The following is an 18,020-nucleotide window of genomic DNA, read 5'->3' on the forward strand; positions in this document are numbered from 1 at the left end:
AGAGAAGTCGGGCACGGAAAGGCATCGGTATCACCATTGTTGTTGTTGGTTGCGCCGGGCGCGGCACGTACCTCGCCCTGGCTGACCGGTCTGTGCCGGCAATGGGGCTATCCTAAGCGGGCAAGCTTTCAGCCAGCTTTCGCTCGATCAAGGGTGACAAAAGGTAGGTAAAGCGGGTGGATGGGCTGTTGAGCCGCTACAGCTGTAGCCCACCCGCTGCCTTATGCAGTGCGCGAAGATGCTCTCCGATGTGCTTCACGTTGGCTTCAACTTCCGCTATCTGCCTGGCCCGGGAAGGTTCGAGCAGCGCCCTCACCTCTTTGTCCAGGTTGGTACTCAAGCGCAGCAACTGCGCCTGGCGTTCGCTGCTGACCTTTTCCAGGTGAACCCGCTCTTCTCGCTGCGGCAGCCCGTAGCCTGTGGTGTCGAGCAATTCCGCCGGGCGACTCAGGAAACCGCTGTTGGCGAGCATCTGCTTGAGGGTGGCATCGGCCTTGTCGACGCTACCATCCTTGAGCGCTGCGGCATTGAGATAGCGCTGCTTGACCTCGTCCTGTGCCAACAGCAGTTGCCGTCGCAAGCCCGCCTGTTCCAGAAGCAGCAAGGCGGCACTGGTGCGCAGGTCAGCCTGGTCGAACCAGGGCTTGCGTTGCTCGGCGTCCAGGGCCAACCAATCCTCTACCTTGGTTTGCTTTACCGGCAGTTGCTTCTTGAGCACATCGAACATGGCCTGGTAGCGGTCGCGGTACGAGTCAAAGCGGTAGCCCAGGCGCAGTGCCTCTCGCGGATCGTCCAGCACGCTGGTGTCAGCCAGCCCACGGCCGTCGAGCACGGCAAGCAGGCCATTGGGCATGATGCTGTCAAGGTCGTTGAGTTTTGGGTTGGCGGTACCGCTACGCAGCAGCTTCAGCGATTCCACGGCGCAGTTATTGGACAGGAACCAGTAGTTGCCGTCGTAGCTCCAGTGCATTTCGGCGGCCTGGCGGACCAGGTTCTCGATCTCCTCACGATTGAGCTTGAGTGGCACCGAGGCCAGGCTGCGCAGTTCGGTCTTGGTGTATTCATCGATGACCTGCCCCAGCGGCAGCACGAACAACCGGGAGGGATAGACGCCGACCAGTCCATCCCAGCTGGACAACTGGACGTCGTTGACGAAAGCGCGGTACGAAAGCACCAGGCTTTGATCAAGGTCCAGGCGGCAGTCCGGGCCTCGCGGACGGCCGGGCTTGCAGATGACCAGGCGCAGCATGCTGTGCCCCCAGCGGCTGACCAGGTTCTGATTGGCCTCGGCCAGCAGGTAATCCACTTCGTACACCCGCTCGGGGTCGACCTCACCCAGCGGCTGGCGCGCGAAGTCGCTACCGGCATTGATGAACGGCAGGCCTTTGGCGCAGGCGTCCTGGGGAGGGCTCCAGCCAAAATGTTGAGTCAGGTATCGATTGAGCGCGGGGCGGCGACAGCCATAGCTGGGGTCGAGAAGGAAGTACTCCATATTGACCGCGACGTATTCTTTCGGGCTGCTCAGCTCGTAGCGGTCGGGGCTACGCACGAACTGGCCGTTATGCTGTTCGCGCTCGCCGCGCCGGCCTACGTACTGGGGCCAGCCGGCGAGGTCCAGCAGGCGTGGGTCATCGCTGAGGGTGAACCGTCGCCCCGCCTGGCCGCGGCATTCGCCGGGCAGGCCTATATTCCCGACAGTGCCTTGCAGGCGGTTGCATCGAGTGAGCAATGCGTTCTGCTGCCCCGGCCACAACCGGGCGCGGTCGTAGATATGAGTGAGCTCATGGACCACGGTCGCCAACAGTTCGTTGCGCACAGTGCCATGGGGCCGATGCGTCAGCTCTGTGGTCGCGGTGCCGTCGGCAAGGCTGGGCAGCAGGCGCCGATTGAGCATCAGGCTGGACACCAGTGATGCCTGGCCGTAGGCGTCAGGCGGCATCTGGTCACTCCAACTGACGCTGACGGTGCGATCAAGCCGCTGCTTGAACGAGGGTGGCAGGCTGGCCATCGCTTGGTCGAGCAGCGCCTGGCTGGCGCTGACCTGCTGCGGGGTCAGGTCGGCGGTTTGCAGATCCAGGTGCAAGTCTGCAAGCGCGGGCGTGCCGAGCAGTGTCAGAAGACAGCCGAACCACCCGGCACGCAGTGACTTCACAGCGCGAGAATAGCTTCGGCCAATACCTGGTCACTGGCATCGCGTGCCTGCGGCACACGCTCGCGCAACGTCGTGAACGCCGCTTCCAGTTGCGCGCCACGGATATCGCCGTCGCTGGCCACGAAGCTGGCTGCATCGTCGTGAGCTTCACGTACCACTTTCGAATCGCGAATGGATGTCGTGGTATCCGATGTGAAGTCGATCGAGCGGCCAAAGGCGCGCACGATGATGTTGCTGGTGGCCACCAAGGTCTGAGCCTGGGCCAGGTCGGCCAACAGGAACATGCCGAGAGTAGCGGCAATCAGCGGTTTACGCATGGAGCATCTCCGAAAATACTGGGAGGAAAAGGATAGTCATTCGACGAGGATTGCTCGCGCCAGTTCCAGGTCGCTGGCAGTGCGCGCGGGTTTATGCACGCGAATGGCTTCAAGGGCTGCCTCAAGGCGTGCACCGCGCACACGACCCTCGGTGGCGACGAACATTGCCGCATCGTCGCGCGCTGCGCTTATGAGCTTTCGATCAAAAGGTGCAGTGGTGACCTGGGTCGTGACGTAACCCGAGATCACCAGGCCTTGGGTGGTGGCGTCCAGCGCGTGAGCCGTGGCTATGCCCGCGATCCAGAGCAGGGGTAATAGCAGAAAACGCATGAGCGATCGGCTGGAGACGGCTTGCTGACTCAAAGAGCCAGGATGGCTTGAGCCAGTTGCTCGTCGCTGGCGTGCAAGGCAGGTGCCTGGGCACGGATGTGAACCAGCGCGCTTTCGAGCTTGGCGCCCCGGATGCTGCCCTGGCTGGCGACGAAGCTGGCGGCGTCGTCGCGGGCTGCTTGCACGATCTTGTTGTCGCGCAGGGATGAAGACGCATCGGACGTGGCGTTGGTTGAGGCAGCGACGCCTCGTACCACGGTGTCGGTGGTGACGACAAAACTGCTGGCACTGGCTGTACCAGCCAGGCCAAGCATCAGCGCAGCGCCGATCAGGTAAGTACGGGTCATGAACGTAAGCTCCTGGTGTAAGGGGATCCAGCTGGGAACGTGGGCAACGGCCCTTGCCTAGACTATGACAGTCGGTTCTACCAGACAGTTAAGCGAAGCGTATCACGCGATGCTGTATCAAGATGTTAATGATAGAGCGGCGTTGAACTGTTATGCCTTATAGAAGAGCTCACGGTAACTGTACCGGTGACGGAGATTTTATTTGAAACACAAATAAAAAACCCGTCGCAGTGCTCTGCGACGGGTTTTCGAAATTCACGTTGCCAGTCAGGCTGGCACAGGCGCTTAGCGCCAGAAAGGCTTGCTCAGCTCTTCGTAACGCTGCGATTCGCTGATACCGGCGTCTGCCAGCAGACGCGCATCCAAGCGGGCCAATTGACGACGGCTGGCCATACGACGCTGCCAAAGCAACAAGGTAGAGGCTACGCGCAGGGGGAACGAGGCGTTGGATTGTTTGGCGGTGCTTTCAAAAACCAGACCGGAACTGAGGGTACGTTCCATGATGATCATCCTTCCGCTTATGGCGGCATTAGATAGTGATTTAACTGATGCCAATGATCCTCCCCTCTTGTCCATAACAGTAGATACAGTTGCAGGTAAAGAGGGCGAGCCAGTTAACTGTGTAATGCTACTGTTGCACTCGAAAGTGGCTCAACTGTACTGGTGTGCGCTAATATGGTGCATATTTAGATGGTTCTTCTGCATTTCGAAGAGATCATCTGGTGAAAAGCAGTACAGTAGTACAGTTCATTCAGGTCTTTCCCTGTTGCTGCTTTCTCAGTGGCGTAAAAAAAGGGTCGCCAAGCGACCCTTCGAGGTTTGTGTTTACTTCAGGACGCGTTACAGGGCAAGCATGCGACCTGTCTCTTCCAGGTTTTCATGCCATGCCAGTGCTTCACGCAAGATGTGCGGCGTGTGCCCGCCCCGCTGGCAAGCGCGCTCGAAGTAATCGTTCAAGGCCGCGCGATAGTCGGGGTGCACGCAGTTGTCGATGATCGCCCTGGCGCGCTCCCGAGGGGCCAGGCCCCGCAAGTCTGCCAGGCCTTGCTCGGTGACCAGGATGTCCACGTCATGCTCGGTATGGTCCACATGGCTGACCATGGGTACCACGCTTGAGATGGCGCCGCCTTTGGCAATCGATTTGGTCACGAATACGGCCAGGTGTGCATTACGGGCGAAGTCGCCGGAACCGCCAATGCCGTTCATCATCCGGGTGCCGCAGACGTGCGTGGAGTTGACGTTGCCGTAGAGGTCGAATTCCAGGGCAGTGTTGATACCGATGATACCGAGACGCCGAACCACTTCGGGGTGGTTGGAGATTTCCTGCGGGCGCAGAACCAGCTTGTCCTTGTACTTTTCCAGGTTGCCGAACACGTCGGTGTTGCGGCGACTGGACAGGGTGATGGAACTGCCCGAGGCAAAGCGCAGTTTGCCCGCATCGATCAGATCGAACGTGGAGTCCTGCAGCACCTCGGAGTACATGGTCAGGTCTTCGAACGGCGAGTCGATGAGCCCGCACATCACGGCGTTGGCAATGCTGCCGATCCCCGCCTGCAGGGGCCCCAACCGGTTAGTCATGCGCCCTGCTTCAACCTCTTTCTTCAGGAAGCTGATCAGGTGGTCGGCAATGCCTTGGGTTTCGTCATCGGGTGGCAGCACCGTGGAGGGCGAATCGGGTTGGTCACTGATGACGATGCCTACGATCTTGGCAGGGTCGATGGCAATAGCGGTACTGCCGATGCGGTCATCCACCTTTACCAATGGGATGGGCGTGCGGGTAGGACGGTACGTAGGTATATAGATGTCGTGCAGCCCTTCCAGATTCGGGTTGTGCGACAAATTGATCTCGACGATAACTTTCTTGGCAAAGATCGCAAAGCTCGCCGAGTTGCCGACCGACGTGGTCGGTACAATATGCCCTTGCTCGGTGATGGCCACCGCTTCGATCACGGCAATGTCGGGGAGCTTCAGTTGCTGGTTGCGCAGTTGCTCGACGGTCTCCGACAAGTGCTGGTCGATGAACATGACCTTGCCATCGTTGATGGCCTTGCGCAGCGTACTGTCCACCTGGAACGGCATGCGGCGGGCCAGTACACCGGCTTCGGTCAGCTGTTTGTCCAGGTCGTTGCCAAGGCTCGCGCCGGTCATCAGGCTGATTTGCAGCGGCGACTGCTTGGCGCGTTCGGCCAGCGCGTGAGGGACGGCCTTGGCTTCACCGGCGCGGGTGAAGCCGCTCATGCCGACGGTCATGCCGTCCTCGATCAGGCCAGCGGCGTCGGCCGCACTCATTACCTTGCTATGCAGGGAGGACAAGCGGATGCGATCACGGTACATGGATTGTTATCTCGGGCTACTAAGCTACTGCTGCGCAGTCTAGTGATTTAGACCGGTGCCGTCCCGCGACCATGGTCGTATTACCCCCGCCGCTTCATGGCCGTTGATCCGGATCAATTAACGAAAAAGCCCTGGCCGTTATCGACCAGGGCTCTTCTTGTTCACAGGATCAGAACAGAACCTGCCTCACTCCACGGCCTTGACCATGTCTTCGATGACCTTCTTGGCGTCGCCGAATACCATCATGGTCTTGTCGAGGTAGAACAGCTCGTTGTCCAGGCCTGCATAGCCGCTGGCCATGGAGCGCTTGTTGACGATGATGGTCTTGGCTTTGAAGGCTTCGAGAATCGGCATGCCGGCGATCGGTGACTTGGGGTCATTCTTGGCGGCCGGGTTGACCACGTCGTTTGCGCCCAATACCAGGACTACGTCGGCCTGGCCGAACTCGGCATTGATGTCTTCCATCTCGAAGACCTGGTCGTAGGGGACCTCGGCTTCTGCCAACAGCACGTTCATGTGACCAGGCATACGCCCTGCCACCGGGTGAATGGCGTATTTGACGGTGACACCGTTGTGCGTGAGCTTCTCGGTCAGCTCCTTGAGCGCATGCTGGGCACGTGCGACGGCAAGGCCATAGCCGGGAACGATGATCACGCTGTCGGCGTTGCTGAGCAGGAAGGTCGCATCGTCGGCCGAGCCGGACTTCACCGGACGCTGTTCTGTGGAGCCTTGGGCAGCACCCGCTTCGGCATCGCCACCAAAGCCGCCCAGGATGACATTGAAGAACGAGCGGTTCATGGCCTTGCACATGATGTAGGACAGAATCGCCCCGGACGAACCTACCAGCGAGCCGGCGATGATCAACATGGAGTTGTTCAGCGAGAAGCCGATCCCTGCTGCAGCCCAGCCCGAGTAGCTGTTGAGCATCGACACCACCACCGGCATGTCGGCACCGCCGATCGGGATGATGATCAGCACGCCCATGATGAACGCCAGCACCAGCATGAGGGTGAAGGCGCTGTAGTGGCCGGTGAAGGTGAACAGCAACCCCAGCGCGATGGTGGTCAGGCCGAGAATGAGGTTGAGTTTGTGCTGACCGGCAAACTGCACCGGCGCGCCTTGGAACAGGCGAAACTTGTATTTGCCCGATAGCTTGCCGAAGGCGATCACCGAGCCCGAGAAGGTAATGGCACCAATGGCAGCCCCCAGGAACAGCTCCAGGCGGTTACCCGTAGGGATTGGATCGCTGATGGCGGCGACGATTCCCATCGACTGGGGCTCGAGCACTGCGGCAATGGCGATGAATACCGCGGCAAGGCCGATCATGCTGTGCATGAAGGCGACCAGCTCAGGCATCTTGGTCATCTCGACGCGTTTGGCCATCACCGAGCCTGCGGTGCCGCCCACCAGCAGCCCGACGATCACATAGCCGATGCCGGCCGTGGCCAGCTCAGCACCGAGCTTATAAATGAGACCGACCGTGGTGAGGATCGCGATACCCATACCGATCATGCCGAACAGGTTGCCACGCCGGGATGTAGTGGGGTGCGACAGGCCCTTGAGCGCCTGGATGAAACATACCGAGGCGACCAGGTACAGAAGTGTTACCAGATTCATGCTCATGCTGACTTCTGCCCCTCGTTCTTGACCTTTTTCTTGAACATTTCAAGCATGCGGCGGGTGACCAGGAACCCGCCAAATACGTTGACTGCAGCCAGAGCAACGGCGAGCGTGCCCATCACCTTTCCGGCAGGCGTGACCGTTAGCGCAGCGGCGAGCATGGCACCGACGATAACGATGGCCGATATCGCGTTGGTGACTGCCATCAGCGGGGTGTGCAACGCCGGTGTGACATTCCAGACCACGTGGTAACCCACATAAATGGCCAGCACGAAAATGATGAGGTTATAAATGCCATGGGAAATCAGCATGTCTTCCATTTGTCGTGCTCCTCAGCCGTTCTTGCGGACGATTTGACCGTCGCGGCACATGAGGCAGGCCGCGACGATGTCGTCTTCGAGGTTGATGGTCAGGGCGCCGTCCTTGTCGAACAGCAGTTTTGTGAAGTCCAGCAGGTTGCGTGCGTAAAGGGCGGAAGCGTCCGCTGCCACCAGGGCGGGTAGGTTAGTTGGGCCCACGATGGTGACGCCATGGGCATGCACGACCTCGTCGGCCACGGTCAGTGGGCAGTTGCCGCCCTGGGCCGCTGCCAGGTCGATGACTACCGAACCTGGTTTCATGTGGGCGACCGTTTCGGCGCTTAATAGCGTAGGCGCTTTGCGGCCAGGGATCAGTGCGGTGGTAATGACGATGTCTGCTTGCCGGGCACGCTCGTGTACGGCCTGAGCCTGACGCTGCATCCAGCTTGCCGGCATGGGCCTGGCGTAGCCGCCGACGCCTTGGGCACAGTCGCGCTCCTCATCGGTCTCGTAAGGCACATCGATGAACTTCGCGCCGAGCGATTCGATCTGCTCCTTCACCGCAGGGCGCACGTCCGATGCCTCGATGACTGCGCCAAGACGCTTGGCCGTCGCAATCGCTTGCAACCCCGCTACACCTGCACCCAGGATCAAGACGCGTGCTGCCTTCACCGTACCGGCGGCCGTCATCAGCATCGGCATGAAGCGCGGATAGTGATGGGCAGCCAGTAATACGGCCTTGTAGCCGGCGATGTTGGCTTGGGATGAAAGTACGTCCAGGCTTTGTGCCCGAGACGTTCGCGGCGCGGCCTCCAGCGCAAATGCCGTGAGGCCGCGCGCGGCCATCTTGGCGATAACGTCGTTGTTGAACGGGTTGAGCATGCCGACCAGAAGGCTGCCGCTGCTCATCAGCGCCAATTCACCATCGGTTGGCGCGACTACCTTGAGCACCAACTGGGTGCCATAGGCTTCAGCCGCCGAGCCCAGGCGGGCACCGACAGATTCATAGGCGCTGTCCGGAATGCTGGCATTGACCCCAGCACCTTGCTGGACCGTAACCTGATGACCCTGACCTATCAGTTTCTTGATGGTTTCAGGCGTCGCGGCGACCCTTGTCTCGCCGGTCTGCGTCTCCAGCGGAACACCAATGTGCACGACTATTTCTCCTGCGATGACCTTTTTTATATTTGTGAGGCCAGCGCACTTCGTAGGGTGCGCCGGAGCGGCTTAGGGCCCAACCACCCGATCCTGGGCGGGCACAGCATTTTGCAGACGAACCAGACGAGCTTCAATAGAATCTGGAGCGAAACTAACCAATAACTACAAGTCACCATGTGACCAGATGTCGCAGCTGATCTGTTGCGAACGTTCAAGCGCCTTTATTCGTCAAGCTAGGACAGTTTTCAGCGAAAAAACCGCATTTTTCGTGTTTAAGCAGGCGAATGTCGCAAACAGAGGCTTGATAACAGATCGCTGAAGCACTCTATCACTGTCAGAAGCGCTGCAATATAGTTATTTAAATGCGACAGATCATTATATCTGTAGGTGTAAATTATAATTGACTACGGGGTCAGCTTTCCTTGGTGTCAGCGTAATCCGCCGCCTGTGCCACCAGCCATTCCCGAAACGCATCCAGCGTGGTTGATTCGACCCTGCGCTCCGGAATCATTAGATAGTAGGCCCTGTCGCTACGTAGAACATGCCTGTTAGCGACCACCAGCCTACCCTCGCCGAGCTCGCGTTGAATGAGAAAGGGGGGAATGAGCGCAACCCCCATTCCATGCATGGCCGCTTGTGCGAGCATTGAAAAGAGCTCAAGGCGGGGGCCGGTCATGTCGGTTGCTACAGAAATGCCGATGCTGCTGAACCACTGGCGCCATGCATAGGGCCGGGTGCTTTGTTGCAGCAGGGGGAGTTGTGCAATGTCGTGCGCCTGGAGGGTGTGCCTATCACCAAGCAACGCCGGGCTGCAGACAGGGACAGGATTTTCACCCATCAGCCTGTGCGAGCGGGTACCTGACCAGTCACCGTCACCAAAGTAGATGGCGGCATCGAAGCTGGTATCGGCAAATAGAAAAGGTCGTGTGCGATTGGTCAGGTTGACCGTGACATCGGGTTGACGCTGCTGGAAATCCATCAACCGCGGCAGCAACCATTGAGTGCCGAACGTGGGCACCACTGCCAGCTCGATCACGCTGGCGCCCTGCTGACGCATCACCGACAGCGTATCGCGCTCTACCGCATCGAGTTGCGCGGCCACTTGCCGGCTGTAGGACAGCCCTGCTTCGGTCAGCTTCACGCCCCGGTGTGAGCGGCGGAACAACTCAACGTTCAAAAAGCCCTCAAGGCTGCCGATCTGCCTGCACACAGCGCCCTGGGTCAGCGACAGTTCCTGAGCAGCCTTGGTGAAGCTTTCGTGGCGGGCGGCAGCCTCGAAGCAAACCAGGGCTGTAGTGCTGGGTATCTTCCGACGCATGCCTATCCCTCACTCGTGGACATTTGATTTTGGGGTTTCAATGCTCTCTGAGTGAGAAAATAGCACTCATAGGTGCAGAAACGTCGTTTGTCGTCGCCGCTTGCCCGGCCTAGGATCACGTCATAAGTCATCCACCGTTCTGGGAGAAATGCATTCATGGCCGCCAAAGCAAGCTTCAGCTGGATCGACCCCCTCTTGCTGGATCAACAGCTCAGTGAAGAAGAGCGCATGGTTCGAGACAGTGCCTATCAGTTCGCCCAGGACAAGCTGGCTCCGCGCGTGCTTGAAGCGTTCCGTCACGAAAAGACAGATGTAGCGATCTTTCGCGAGATGGGTGAAGTGGGCCTGCTGGGCGCTACGATCCCGGAGCAGTACGGTGGGAGCGGTCTGAACTACGTGTGTTACGGGCTCATTGCTCGCGAGGTAGAGCGCATCGACTCGGGGTATCGCTCGATGATGAGTGTGCAGTCGTCGTTGGTGATGGTGCCGATCAATGAATTTGGCTCCGAGGCACAGAAACAGAAGTACTTGCCCAAGCTTGCCAGTGGCGAGTGGATTGGTTGCTTTGGCCTTACTGAACCCAATCATGGGTCTGACCCGGGGTCGATGGTCACTCGTGCCCGGAAAGTCGAAGGCGGCTATCGGTTGACCGGCAGCAAGATGTGGATCACCAACAGTCCTATCGCTGATGTGTTCGTGGTGTGGGGCAAGGACGACGCAGGTGACATCCGTGGTTTCGTTTTGGAAAAGGGCTGGGAGGGCCTGAGTGCACCGGCGATTCATGGCAAGGTCGGGCTGCGCGCCTCCGTGACGGGTGAGATTGTCATGGACAATGTGTTTGTGCCCGAGGAGAACATGTTCCCTGAGGTGCGCGGGCTCAAGGGGCCTTTCACTTGCCTGAACTCCGCACGCTACGGCATTTCATGGGGAGCGCTGGGCGCTGCCGAGGCCTGCTGGCATACAGCGCGTCAGTACACCCTGGACCGGCAGCAGTTTGGCAGGCCGCTGGCTGCCAACCAGCTGATTCAGAAGAAGCTCGCTGACATGCAGACAGAGATCACCTTGGCACTGCAAGGCTGCTTGCGTCTGGGGCGCATGAAAGACGAGGGCACTGCCGCTGTCGAGATTACGTCGATCATGAAGCGCAACTCATGTGGCAAGGCGCTGGACATCGCCCGCATGGCGCGTGACATGTTGGGCGGTAATGGCATCTCGGACGAATTCGGCGTGGCGCGTCATCTGGTCAACCTCGAGGTGGTGAACACTTATGAAGGCACCCATGACGTGCATGCTCTGATTCTGGGGCGTGCGCAGACAGGTATTCAGGCTTTCTATTAATAAGGAGGCTGTCATGGGAGCGCTTTCGCATCTGCGCGTGCTGGACCTGTCGCGGGTACTGGCGGGGCCGTGGGCTGGTCAGATCCTTGCGGACCTTGGTGCCGATGTCATCAAGGTCGAGCGTCCTGGCAAGGGCGATGACACGAGGGCGTGGGGGCCGCCTTATCTCAAGGACAGCGCGGGTGGCAGTACTGGCGAAGCGGCTTATTATCTGGCAGCCAACCGCAACAAGCGCTCTATCACGATCGACTTCACCCAGGCCGATGGTCAGCGACTGATCCGCGAACTGGCTGCCAAGAGCGATATCGTCATTGAAAACTTCAAGGTAGGCGGCTTGGCGGCTTATGGGCTGGATTATCCATGCCTGAAGGCTATCAATCCGAAGCTCATCTACTGCTCGATCACCGGGTTCGGGCAGACAGGCCCCTATGCGCAGCGTGCGGGCTATGACTTCATGATTCAGGGGCTTGGCGGGCTCATGAGCCTGACAGGGCTGCCGGAGGGTGAGGTGGGTGCGGGGCCTGTGAAGGTTGGGGTGGCGCTGACGGACATTCTTACCGGGCTGTATTCGACGGTGGCGATTCTGGCGGCGCTGTCTCATCGGGAGCAGCGTGGTGAGGGTCAGCACATCGACATGGCTCTGCTGGATGTCCAGGTGGCGTGCCTGGCCAATCAGGCGATGAATTACCTCACAACGGGCGTGCCGCCGCGTCGCCTGGGCAATGCGCACCCGAATATCGTGCCTTACCAGAACTTTCCCACGGCCGATGGCGACTTCATTCTCACTGTGGGCAACGATGGTCAGTTCCGAAAGTTTGCAGAGGTGGCTGGGCAGGTACAGTGGGCTGATGACCCGCGGTTCGCAACCAACAAGGCACGTGTAGCCAACAGGGGCGAGCTAGTACCGTTGATTCGCCAGGTGACGGTGTTCAGGACGACGGCGCAGTGGGTGAGTGACCTGGAAGCAGTGGGCGTGCCGTGTGGGCCGGTCAATGACCTGGCGCAGGTGTTTGAGGATCCACAGGTAGTGGCGCGAGAACTGGCAGTGAGCATGGCGCACCCGCTGGCAGGCACAGTGCCCCAGGTCGCTTCGCCGATTCGCTTGTCGCAGACGCCTGTTGAGTACAGGCATGCGCCACCTCTACTGGGTGAGCATACAGAGAGCGTGTTGAAGGCACTGCTAAGCATGCCGGATGCCGAGGTGAAACGGTTGCGGGTGGCCGGGGTGATCTAGCGGGTGACGGCGGCTATGAATAAGCGGGGGGCGGCAGCCCCCCGCTTTGCTTTTGATTTATATGAAATTAAAGGTTGACGCGGTTTCGAATCCCCTTATAATGCGCCCCACTTCCAGCGACATCGGAACGCGAAACTCCTTGAGATTCAATGGGTTAGCTAGTTCGGGTGGTGCTGAAAGGGCTACGATCGAATAGATCGGCGGCGGTTGAGAAGAAGGTTGACAGCGTGTTGAAACGCTGTAGAATTCGCCTCCCGCTACGAGAGATCGAAGCGAGTCAAGTGGTTGAAGTTGAACGAGTTTCTCGAAACAAACTTCAAAATAAATGCTTGACAGGCAATGAGGAAAGCGTAGAATGCGCGCCTCGGTTGAGACGAAACACTCTTAGCCAAACGCTCTTTAACAAATCGAATCAAGCAATTCGTGTGGGTGCTTGTGAGTACGGACTGATAGTCAGAAAGATTATCAGCATCACAAGTGACCATGCGAGAAATCACATAGTCATTTGAGATTGCTGAGCCAAGTTTAGGGTTTCTTAAAAACCCAAGCAGTATTGAACTGAAGAGTTTGATCATGGCTCAGATTGAACGCTGGCGGCAGGCCTAACACATGCAAGTCGAGCGGATGACAGGAGCTTGCTCCTGGATTCAGCGGCGGACGGGTGAGTAATGCCTAGGAATCTGCCTGGTAGTGGGGGACAACGTTTCGAAAGGAACGCTAATACCGCATACGTCCTACGGGAGAAAGCAGGGGACCTTCGGGCCTTGCGCTATCAGATGAGCCTAGGTCGGATTAGCTTGTTGGTGAGGTAATGGCTCACCAAGGCGACGATCCGTAACTGGTCTGAGAGGATGATCAGTCACACTGGAACTGAGACACGGTCCAGACTCCTACGGGAGGCAGCAGTGGGGAATATTGGACAATGGGCGAAAGCCTGATCCAGCCATGCCGCGTGTGTGAAGAAGGTCTTCGGATTGTAAAGCACTTTAAGTTGGGAGGAAGGGTTGTAGATTAATACTCTGCAATTTTGACGTTACCGACAGAATAAGCACCGGCTAACTCTGTGCCAGCAGCCGCGGTAATACAGAGGGTGCAAGCGTTAATCGGAATTACTGGGCGTAAAGCGCGCGTAGGTGGTTTGTTAAGTTGGATGTGAAAGCCCCGGGCTCAACCTGGGAACTGCATCCAAAACTGGCAAGCTAGAGTACGGTAGAGGGTGGTGGAATTTCCTGTGTAGCGGTGAAATGCGTAGATATAGGAAGGAACACCAGTGGCGAAGGCGACCACCTGGACTGATACTGACACTGAGGTGCGAAAGCGTGGGGAGCAAACAGGATTAGATACCCTGGTAGTCCACGCCGTAAACGATGTCAACTAGCCGTTGGAATCCTTGAGATTTTAGTGGCGCAGCTAACGCATTAAGTTGACCGCCTGGGGAGTACGGCCGCAAGGTTAAAACTCAAATGAATTGACGGGGGCCCGCACAAGCGGTGGAGCATGTGGTTTAATTCGAAGCAACGCGAAGAACCTTACCAGGCCTTGACATGCAGAGAACTTTCCAGAGATGGATTGGTGCCTTCGGGAACTCTGACACAGGTGCTGCATGGCTGTCGTCAGCTCGTGTCGTGAGATGTTGGGTTAAGTCCCGTAACGAGCGCAACCCTTGTCCTTAGTTACCAGCACGTTATGGTGGGCACTCTAAGGAGACTGCCGGTGACAAACCGGAGGAAGGTGGGGATGACGTCAAGTCATCATGGCCCTTACGGCCTGGGCTACACACGTGCTACAATGGTCGGTACAGAGGGTTGCCAAGCCGCGAGGTGGAGCTAATCTCACAAAACCGATCGTAGTCCGGATCGCAGTCTGCAACTCGACTGCGTGAAGTCGGAATCGCTAGTAATCGCGAATCAGAATGTCGCGGTGAATACGTTCCCGGGCCTTGTACACACCGCCCGTCACACCATGGGAGTGGGTTGCACCAGAAGTAGCTAGTCTAACCTTCGGGAGGACGGTTACCACGGTGTGATTCATGACTGGGGTGAAGTCGTAACAAGGTAGCCGTAGGGGAACCTGCGGCTGGATCACCTCCTTAATCGACGACATCAGCCTGCTGATGAGCTCCCACACGAATTGCTTGATTCATTTGCTGATGAGAAATCAGAAATGAACATTCCGGTGTGAATGTTGATTTCTGACTTTTGTCAGATCGTTCTTTAAAAATTCGGATATGTGATAGAAATAGACTGAAGACCAGTTTCACTGCTGGAATTCAGGCTAAGGTAAAATTTGTGAGTTCTGCTCGAAAGAGCGACGTGCGAATTTTCGGCGAATGTCGTCTTCACAGTATAACCAGATTGCTTGGGGTTATATGGTCAAGTGAAGAAGCGCATACGGTGGATGCCTTGGCAGTCAGAGGCGATGAAAGACGTGGTAGCCTGCGAAAAGCTTTGGGGAGTCGGCAAACAGACTGTGATCCAGAGATCTCTGAATGGGGGAACCCAGCCAGCATAAGCTGGTTATCTTGTACTGAATACATAGGTGCAAGAGGCGAACCAGGGGAACTGAAACATCTAAGTACCCTGAGGAAAAGAAATCAACCGAGATTCCCTTAGTAGTGGCGAGCGAACGGGGACCAGCCCTTAAGTTGATTTGAGATTAGTGGAACGCTCTGGAAAGTGCGGCCATAGTGGGTGATAGCCCCGTACACGAAAATCTCTTATCAATGAAATCGAGTAGGACGGAGCACGAGAAACTTTGTCTGAATATGGGGGGACCATCCTCCAAGGCTAAATACTACTGACTGACCGATAGTGAACCAGTACCGTGAGGGAAAGGCGAAAAGAACCCCGGAGAGGGGAGTGAAATAGAACCTGAAACCGTATGCGTACAAGCAGTGGGAGCCTACTTTGTTAGGTGACTGCGTACCTTTTGTATAATGGGTCAGCGACTTATATTCAGTGGCGAGCTTAACCGAATAGGGGAGGCGTAGCGAAAGCGAGTCTTAATAGGGCGTTTAGTCGCTGGGTATAGACCCGAAACCGGGCGATCTATCCATGGGCAGGTTGAAGGTTAGGTAACACTGACTGGAGGACCGAACCGACTACCGTTGAAAAGTTAGCGGATGACCTGTGGATCGGAGTGAAAGGCTAATCAAGCTCGGAGATAGCTGGTTCTCCTCGAAAGCTATTTAGGTAGCGCCTCATGTATCACTGTAGGGGGTAGAGCACTGTTTCGGCTAGGGGGTCATCCCGACTTACCAAACCGATGCAAACTCCGAATACCTACAAGTGCCGAGCATGGGAGACACACGGCGGGTGCTAACGTCCGTCGTGAAAAGGGAAACAACCCAGACCGTCAGCTAAGGTCCCAAAGTCATGGTTAAGTGGGAAACGATGTGGGAAGGCTTAGACAGCTAGGAGGTTGGCTTAGAAGCAGCCACCCTTTAAAGAAAGCGTAATAGCTCACTAGTCGAGTCGGCCTGCGCGGAAGATGTAACGGGGCTCAAACCATGCACCGAAGCTACGGGTATCATCGTATGGTGATGCGGTAGAGGAGCGTTCTGTAAGCCTGTGAAGGTGAGTTGAGAAGCTTGCTGGAGGTATCAGAAGTGCGAATGCTGACATGAGTAACGACAATGCGAGTGAAAAACTCGCACGCCGAAAGACCAAGGTTTCCTGCGCAACGTTAATCGACGCAGGGTTAGTCGGTCCCTAAGGCGAGGCTGAAAAGCGTAGTCGATGGAAAACAGGTTAATATTCCTGTACTTCCAGTTATTGCGATGGAGGGACGGAGAAGGTTAGGCCAGCCTGGCGTTGGTTGTCCAGGTTTAAGGTGGTAGGCTGAAATCTTAGGCAAATCCGGGATTTCAAGGCCGAGAGCTGATGACGAGTTGCCTTTAGGCGATGAAGTGGTTGATACCATGCTTCCAAGAAAAGCTCCTAAGCTTCAGATAACTGGGAACCGTACCCCAAACCGACACAGGTGGTTAGGTAGAGAATACCAAGGCGCTTGAGAGAACTCGGGTGAAGGAACTAGGCAAAATGGCACCGTAACTTCGGGAGAAGGTGCGCCGGCGAAGGTGAAGGGCTTGCCCCGTAAGCTTTTGCTGGTCGAAGATACCAGGCCGCTGCGACTGTTTATTAAAAACACAGCACTCTGCAAACACGAAAGTGGACGTATAGGGTGTGACGCCTGCCCGGTGCCGGAAGGTTAATTGATGGGGTTAGCGCAAGCGAAGCTCTTGATCGAAGCCCCGGTAAACGGCGGCCGTAACTATAACGGTCCTAAGGTAGCGAAATTCCTTGTCGGGTAAGTTCCGACCTGCACGAATGGCGTAACGATGGCGGCGCTGTCTCCACCCGAGACTCAGTGAAATTGAAATCGCTGTGAAGATGCAGTGTATCCGCGGCTAGACGGAAAGACCCCGTGAACCTTTACTATAGCTTTGCACTGGACTTTGAATTTGCTTGTGTAGGATAGGTGGGAGGCTTTGAAGTGGGGACGCCAGTTCTCATGGAGCCATCCTTGAAATACCACCCTGGCAACTTTGAGGTTCTAACTCAGGTCCGTTATCCGGATCGAGGACAGTGTATGGTGGGTAGTTTGACTGGGGCGGTCTCCTCCCAAAGAGTAACGGAGGAGTACGAAGGTGCGCTCAGACCGGTCGGAAATCGGTCGTAGAGTATAAAGGCAAAAGCGCGCTTGACTGCGAGACACACACGTCGAGCAGGTACGAAAGTAGGTCTTAGTGATCCGGTGGTTCTGTATGGAAGGGCCATCGCTCAACGGATAAAAGGTACTCCGGGGATAACAGGCTGATACCGCCCAAGAGTTCATATCGACGGCGGTGTTTGGCACCTCGATGTCGGCTCATCACATCCTGGGGCTGAAGCCGGTCCCAAGGGTATGGCTGTTCGCCATTTAAAGTGGTACGCGAGCTGGGTTTAGAACGTCGTGAGACAGTTCGGTCCCTATCTGCCGTGGACGTTTGAGATTTGAGAGGGGCTGCTCCTAGTACGAGAGGACCGGAGTGGACGAACCTCTGGTGTTCCGGTTGTCACGCCAGTGGCATTGCCGGGTAGCTATGTTCGGAAGAGATAACCGCTGAAAGCATCTAAGCGGGAAACTTGCCTCAAGATGAGATCTCACTGGGATCTTGAATCCCCTAAAGGGCCGTCGAAGACTACGACGTTGATAGGTTGGGTGTGTAAGCGCTGTGAGGCGTTGAGCTAACCAATACTAATTGCCCGTGAGGCTTGACCATATAACACCCAAGCAATTTGCTTCTGCAGATTGCGGTGGTGAAGATGACATGAGCCGAAAGTTCGCAACGCATCACAAACATCACATATCCGAATTCGCTGGGCTGTCCAACAGGACATTCTGGCTACAGAATTTCTTGACGACCATAGAGCATTGGAACCACCTGATCCCATCCCGAACTCAGTAGTGAAACGATGCATCGCCGATGGTAGTGTGGGGTTTCCCCATGTGAGAGTAGGTCATCGTCAAGATTCATTTCGCAAAACCCCTATCTGCGTATGCAGGTAGGGGTTTTGTCTTTAAGTAGAAGC

General features: G+C 56.9%; 12 protein-coding genes and 3 rRNA genes. 5 read left to right on the top strand and 10 right to left on the bottom strand.

What is annotated here, in order from left to right; genetic code table 11:
* Window positions 1-196: 196 nt before the first annotated feature.
* From NMB38_RS00500 to NMB38_RS00545, 10 genes are all read right to left on the bottom strand, one after another.
* Window positions 197-2,152: a DUF7844 domain-containing protein gene (locus NMB38_RS00500; protein WP_027913218.1), complete on the bottom strand. Its 1,956-nt coding sequence runs from the start codon at window positions 2,150-2,152 to the stop codon at window positions 197-199.
* Window positions 2,149-2,469: a DUF2388 domain-containing protein gene (locus tag NMB38_RS00505; RefSeq protein WP_023532340.1), complete on the bottom strand. Its 321-nt coding sequence runs from the start codon at window positions 2,467-2,469 to the stop codon at window positions 2,149-2,151. Before NMB38_RS00505 ends, NMB38_RS00500 begins: the two co-directional genes overlap by 4 nt.
* A 36-nt stretch (window positions 2,470-2,505) precedes the next feature.
* On the bottom strand, window positions 2,506-2,799 hold the full coding sequence (locus NMB38_RS00510; RefSeq protein WP_027913217.1) for a DUF2388 domain-containing protein: 294 nt from the start codon (window positions 2,797-2,799) through the stop codon (window positions 2,506-2,508).
* 29 nt (window positions 2,800-2,828) lie between these two features.
* The gene (locus NMB38_RS00515; RefSeq protein WP_027913216.1) at window positions 2,829-3,146 is read right to left on the bottom strand and encodes a DUF2388 domain-containing protein; all 318 of its coding nucleotides are present in this window, start codon (window positions 3,144-3,146) and stop codon (window positions 2,829-2,831) included.
* A gap of 285 nt (window positions 3,147-3,431) precedes the next feature.
* A complete protein-coding gene (locus NMB38_RS00520; protein ID WP_027913215.1) occupies window positions 3,432-3,647 on the bottom strand; it encodes a DUF1127 domain-containing protein in 216 nt (71 codons plus the stop codon).
* Between the two features lie 339 nt (window positions 3,648-3,986).
* Entirely contained in the window at window positions 3,987-5,480 is a 1,494-nt protein-coding gene (gene scpC, locus NMB38_RS00525) for a succinyl-CoA:acetate CoA-transferase ScpC (protein WP_028687772.1), read from the bottom strand.
* 186 nt (window positions 5,481-5,666) lie between these two features.
* Entirely contained in the window at window positions 5,667-7,103 is a 1,437-nt protein-coding gene (locus NMB38_RS00530; RefSeq protein ID WP_027913213.1) for an NAD(P)(+) transhydrogenase (Re/Si-specific) subunit beta, read from the bottom strand.
* Window positions 7,100-7,420: an NAD(P) transhydrogenase subunit alpha part 2 gene (locus NMB38_RS00535; protein ID WP_023532697.1), complete on the bottom strand. Its 321-nt coding sequence runs from the start codon at window positions 7,418-7,420 to the stop codon at window positions 7,100-7,102. The genes NMB38_RS00530 and NMB38_RS00535 overlap by 4 nt, the downstream gene beginning before the upstream one ends.
* 12 nt (window positions 7,421-7,432) lie before the next feature.
* Complete coding sequence (locus NMB38_RS00540) at window positions 7,433-8,554, bottom strand: Re/Si-specific NAD(P)(+) transhydrogenase subunit alpha (RefSeq protein WP_027913212.1); 1,122 nt, start codon at window positions 8,552-8,554, stop codon at window positions 7,433-7,435.
* Between the two features lie 415 nt (window positions 8,555-8,969).
* A complete protein-coding gene (locus tag NMB38_RS00545; RefSeq protein ID WP_027913211.1) occupies window positions 8,970-9,875 on the bottom strand; it encodes a LysR family transcriptional regulator in 906 nt (301 codons plus the stop codon).
* Between the two features lie 156 nt (window positions 9,876-10,031).
* On the opposite strand from NMB38_RS00545, the gene NMB38_RS00550 reads away from it, so the two are divergent.
* From NMB38_RS00550 to rrf, 5 genes are all read left to right on the top strand, one after another.
* Window positions 10,032-11,213, top strand: coding sequence for an acyl-CoA dehydrogenase (locus tag NMB38_RS00550; RefSeq protein WP_027913210.1), 1,182 nt, complete (start codon window positions 10,032-10,034; stop codon window positions 11,211-11,213).
* Window positions 11,214-11,226: 13 nt separating this feature from the next.
* Window positions 11,227-12,447: a CaiB/BaiF CoA transferase family protein gene (locus tag NMB38_RS00555; RefSeq protein WP_027913209.1), complete on the top strand. Its 1,221-nt coding sequence runs from the start codon at window positions 11,227-11,229 to the stop codon at window positions 12,445-12,447.
* A 555-nt stretch (window positions 12,448-13,002) separates the two neighbouring features.
* Window positions 13,003-14,539, top strand: a 16S ribosomal RNA gene (locus NMB38_RS00560).
* 278 nt (window positions 14,540-14,817) lie between these two features.
* Window positions 14,818-17,710 (top strand): 23S ribosomal RNA (locus NMB38_RS00565).
* Window positions 17,711-17,844: 134 nt separating this feature from the next.
* A 5S ribosomal RNA gene (gene rrf / locus NMB38_RS00570) occupies window positions 17,845-17,960 on the top strand.
* The 16S, 23S and 5S rRNA genes sit together here, the layout of an rRNA operon.
* Window positions 17,961-18,020: the final 60 nt, after the last annotated feature.

It is taken from the genome of Pseudomonas sp. FBCC-B35 (assembly GCF_059133755.1).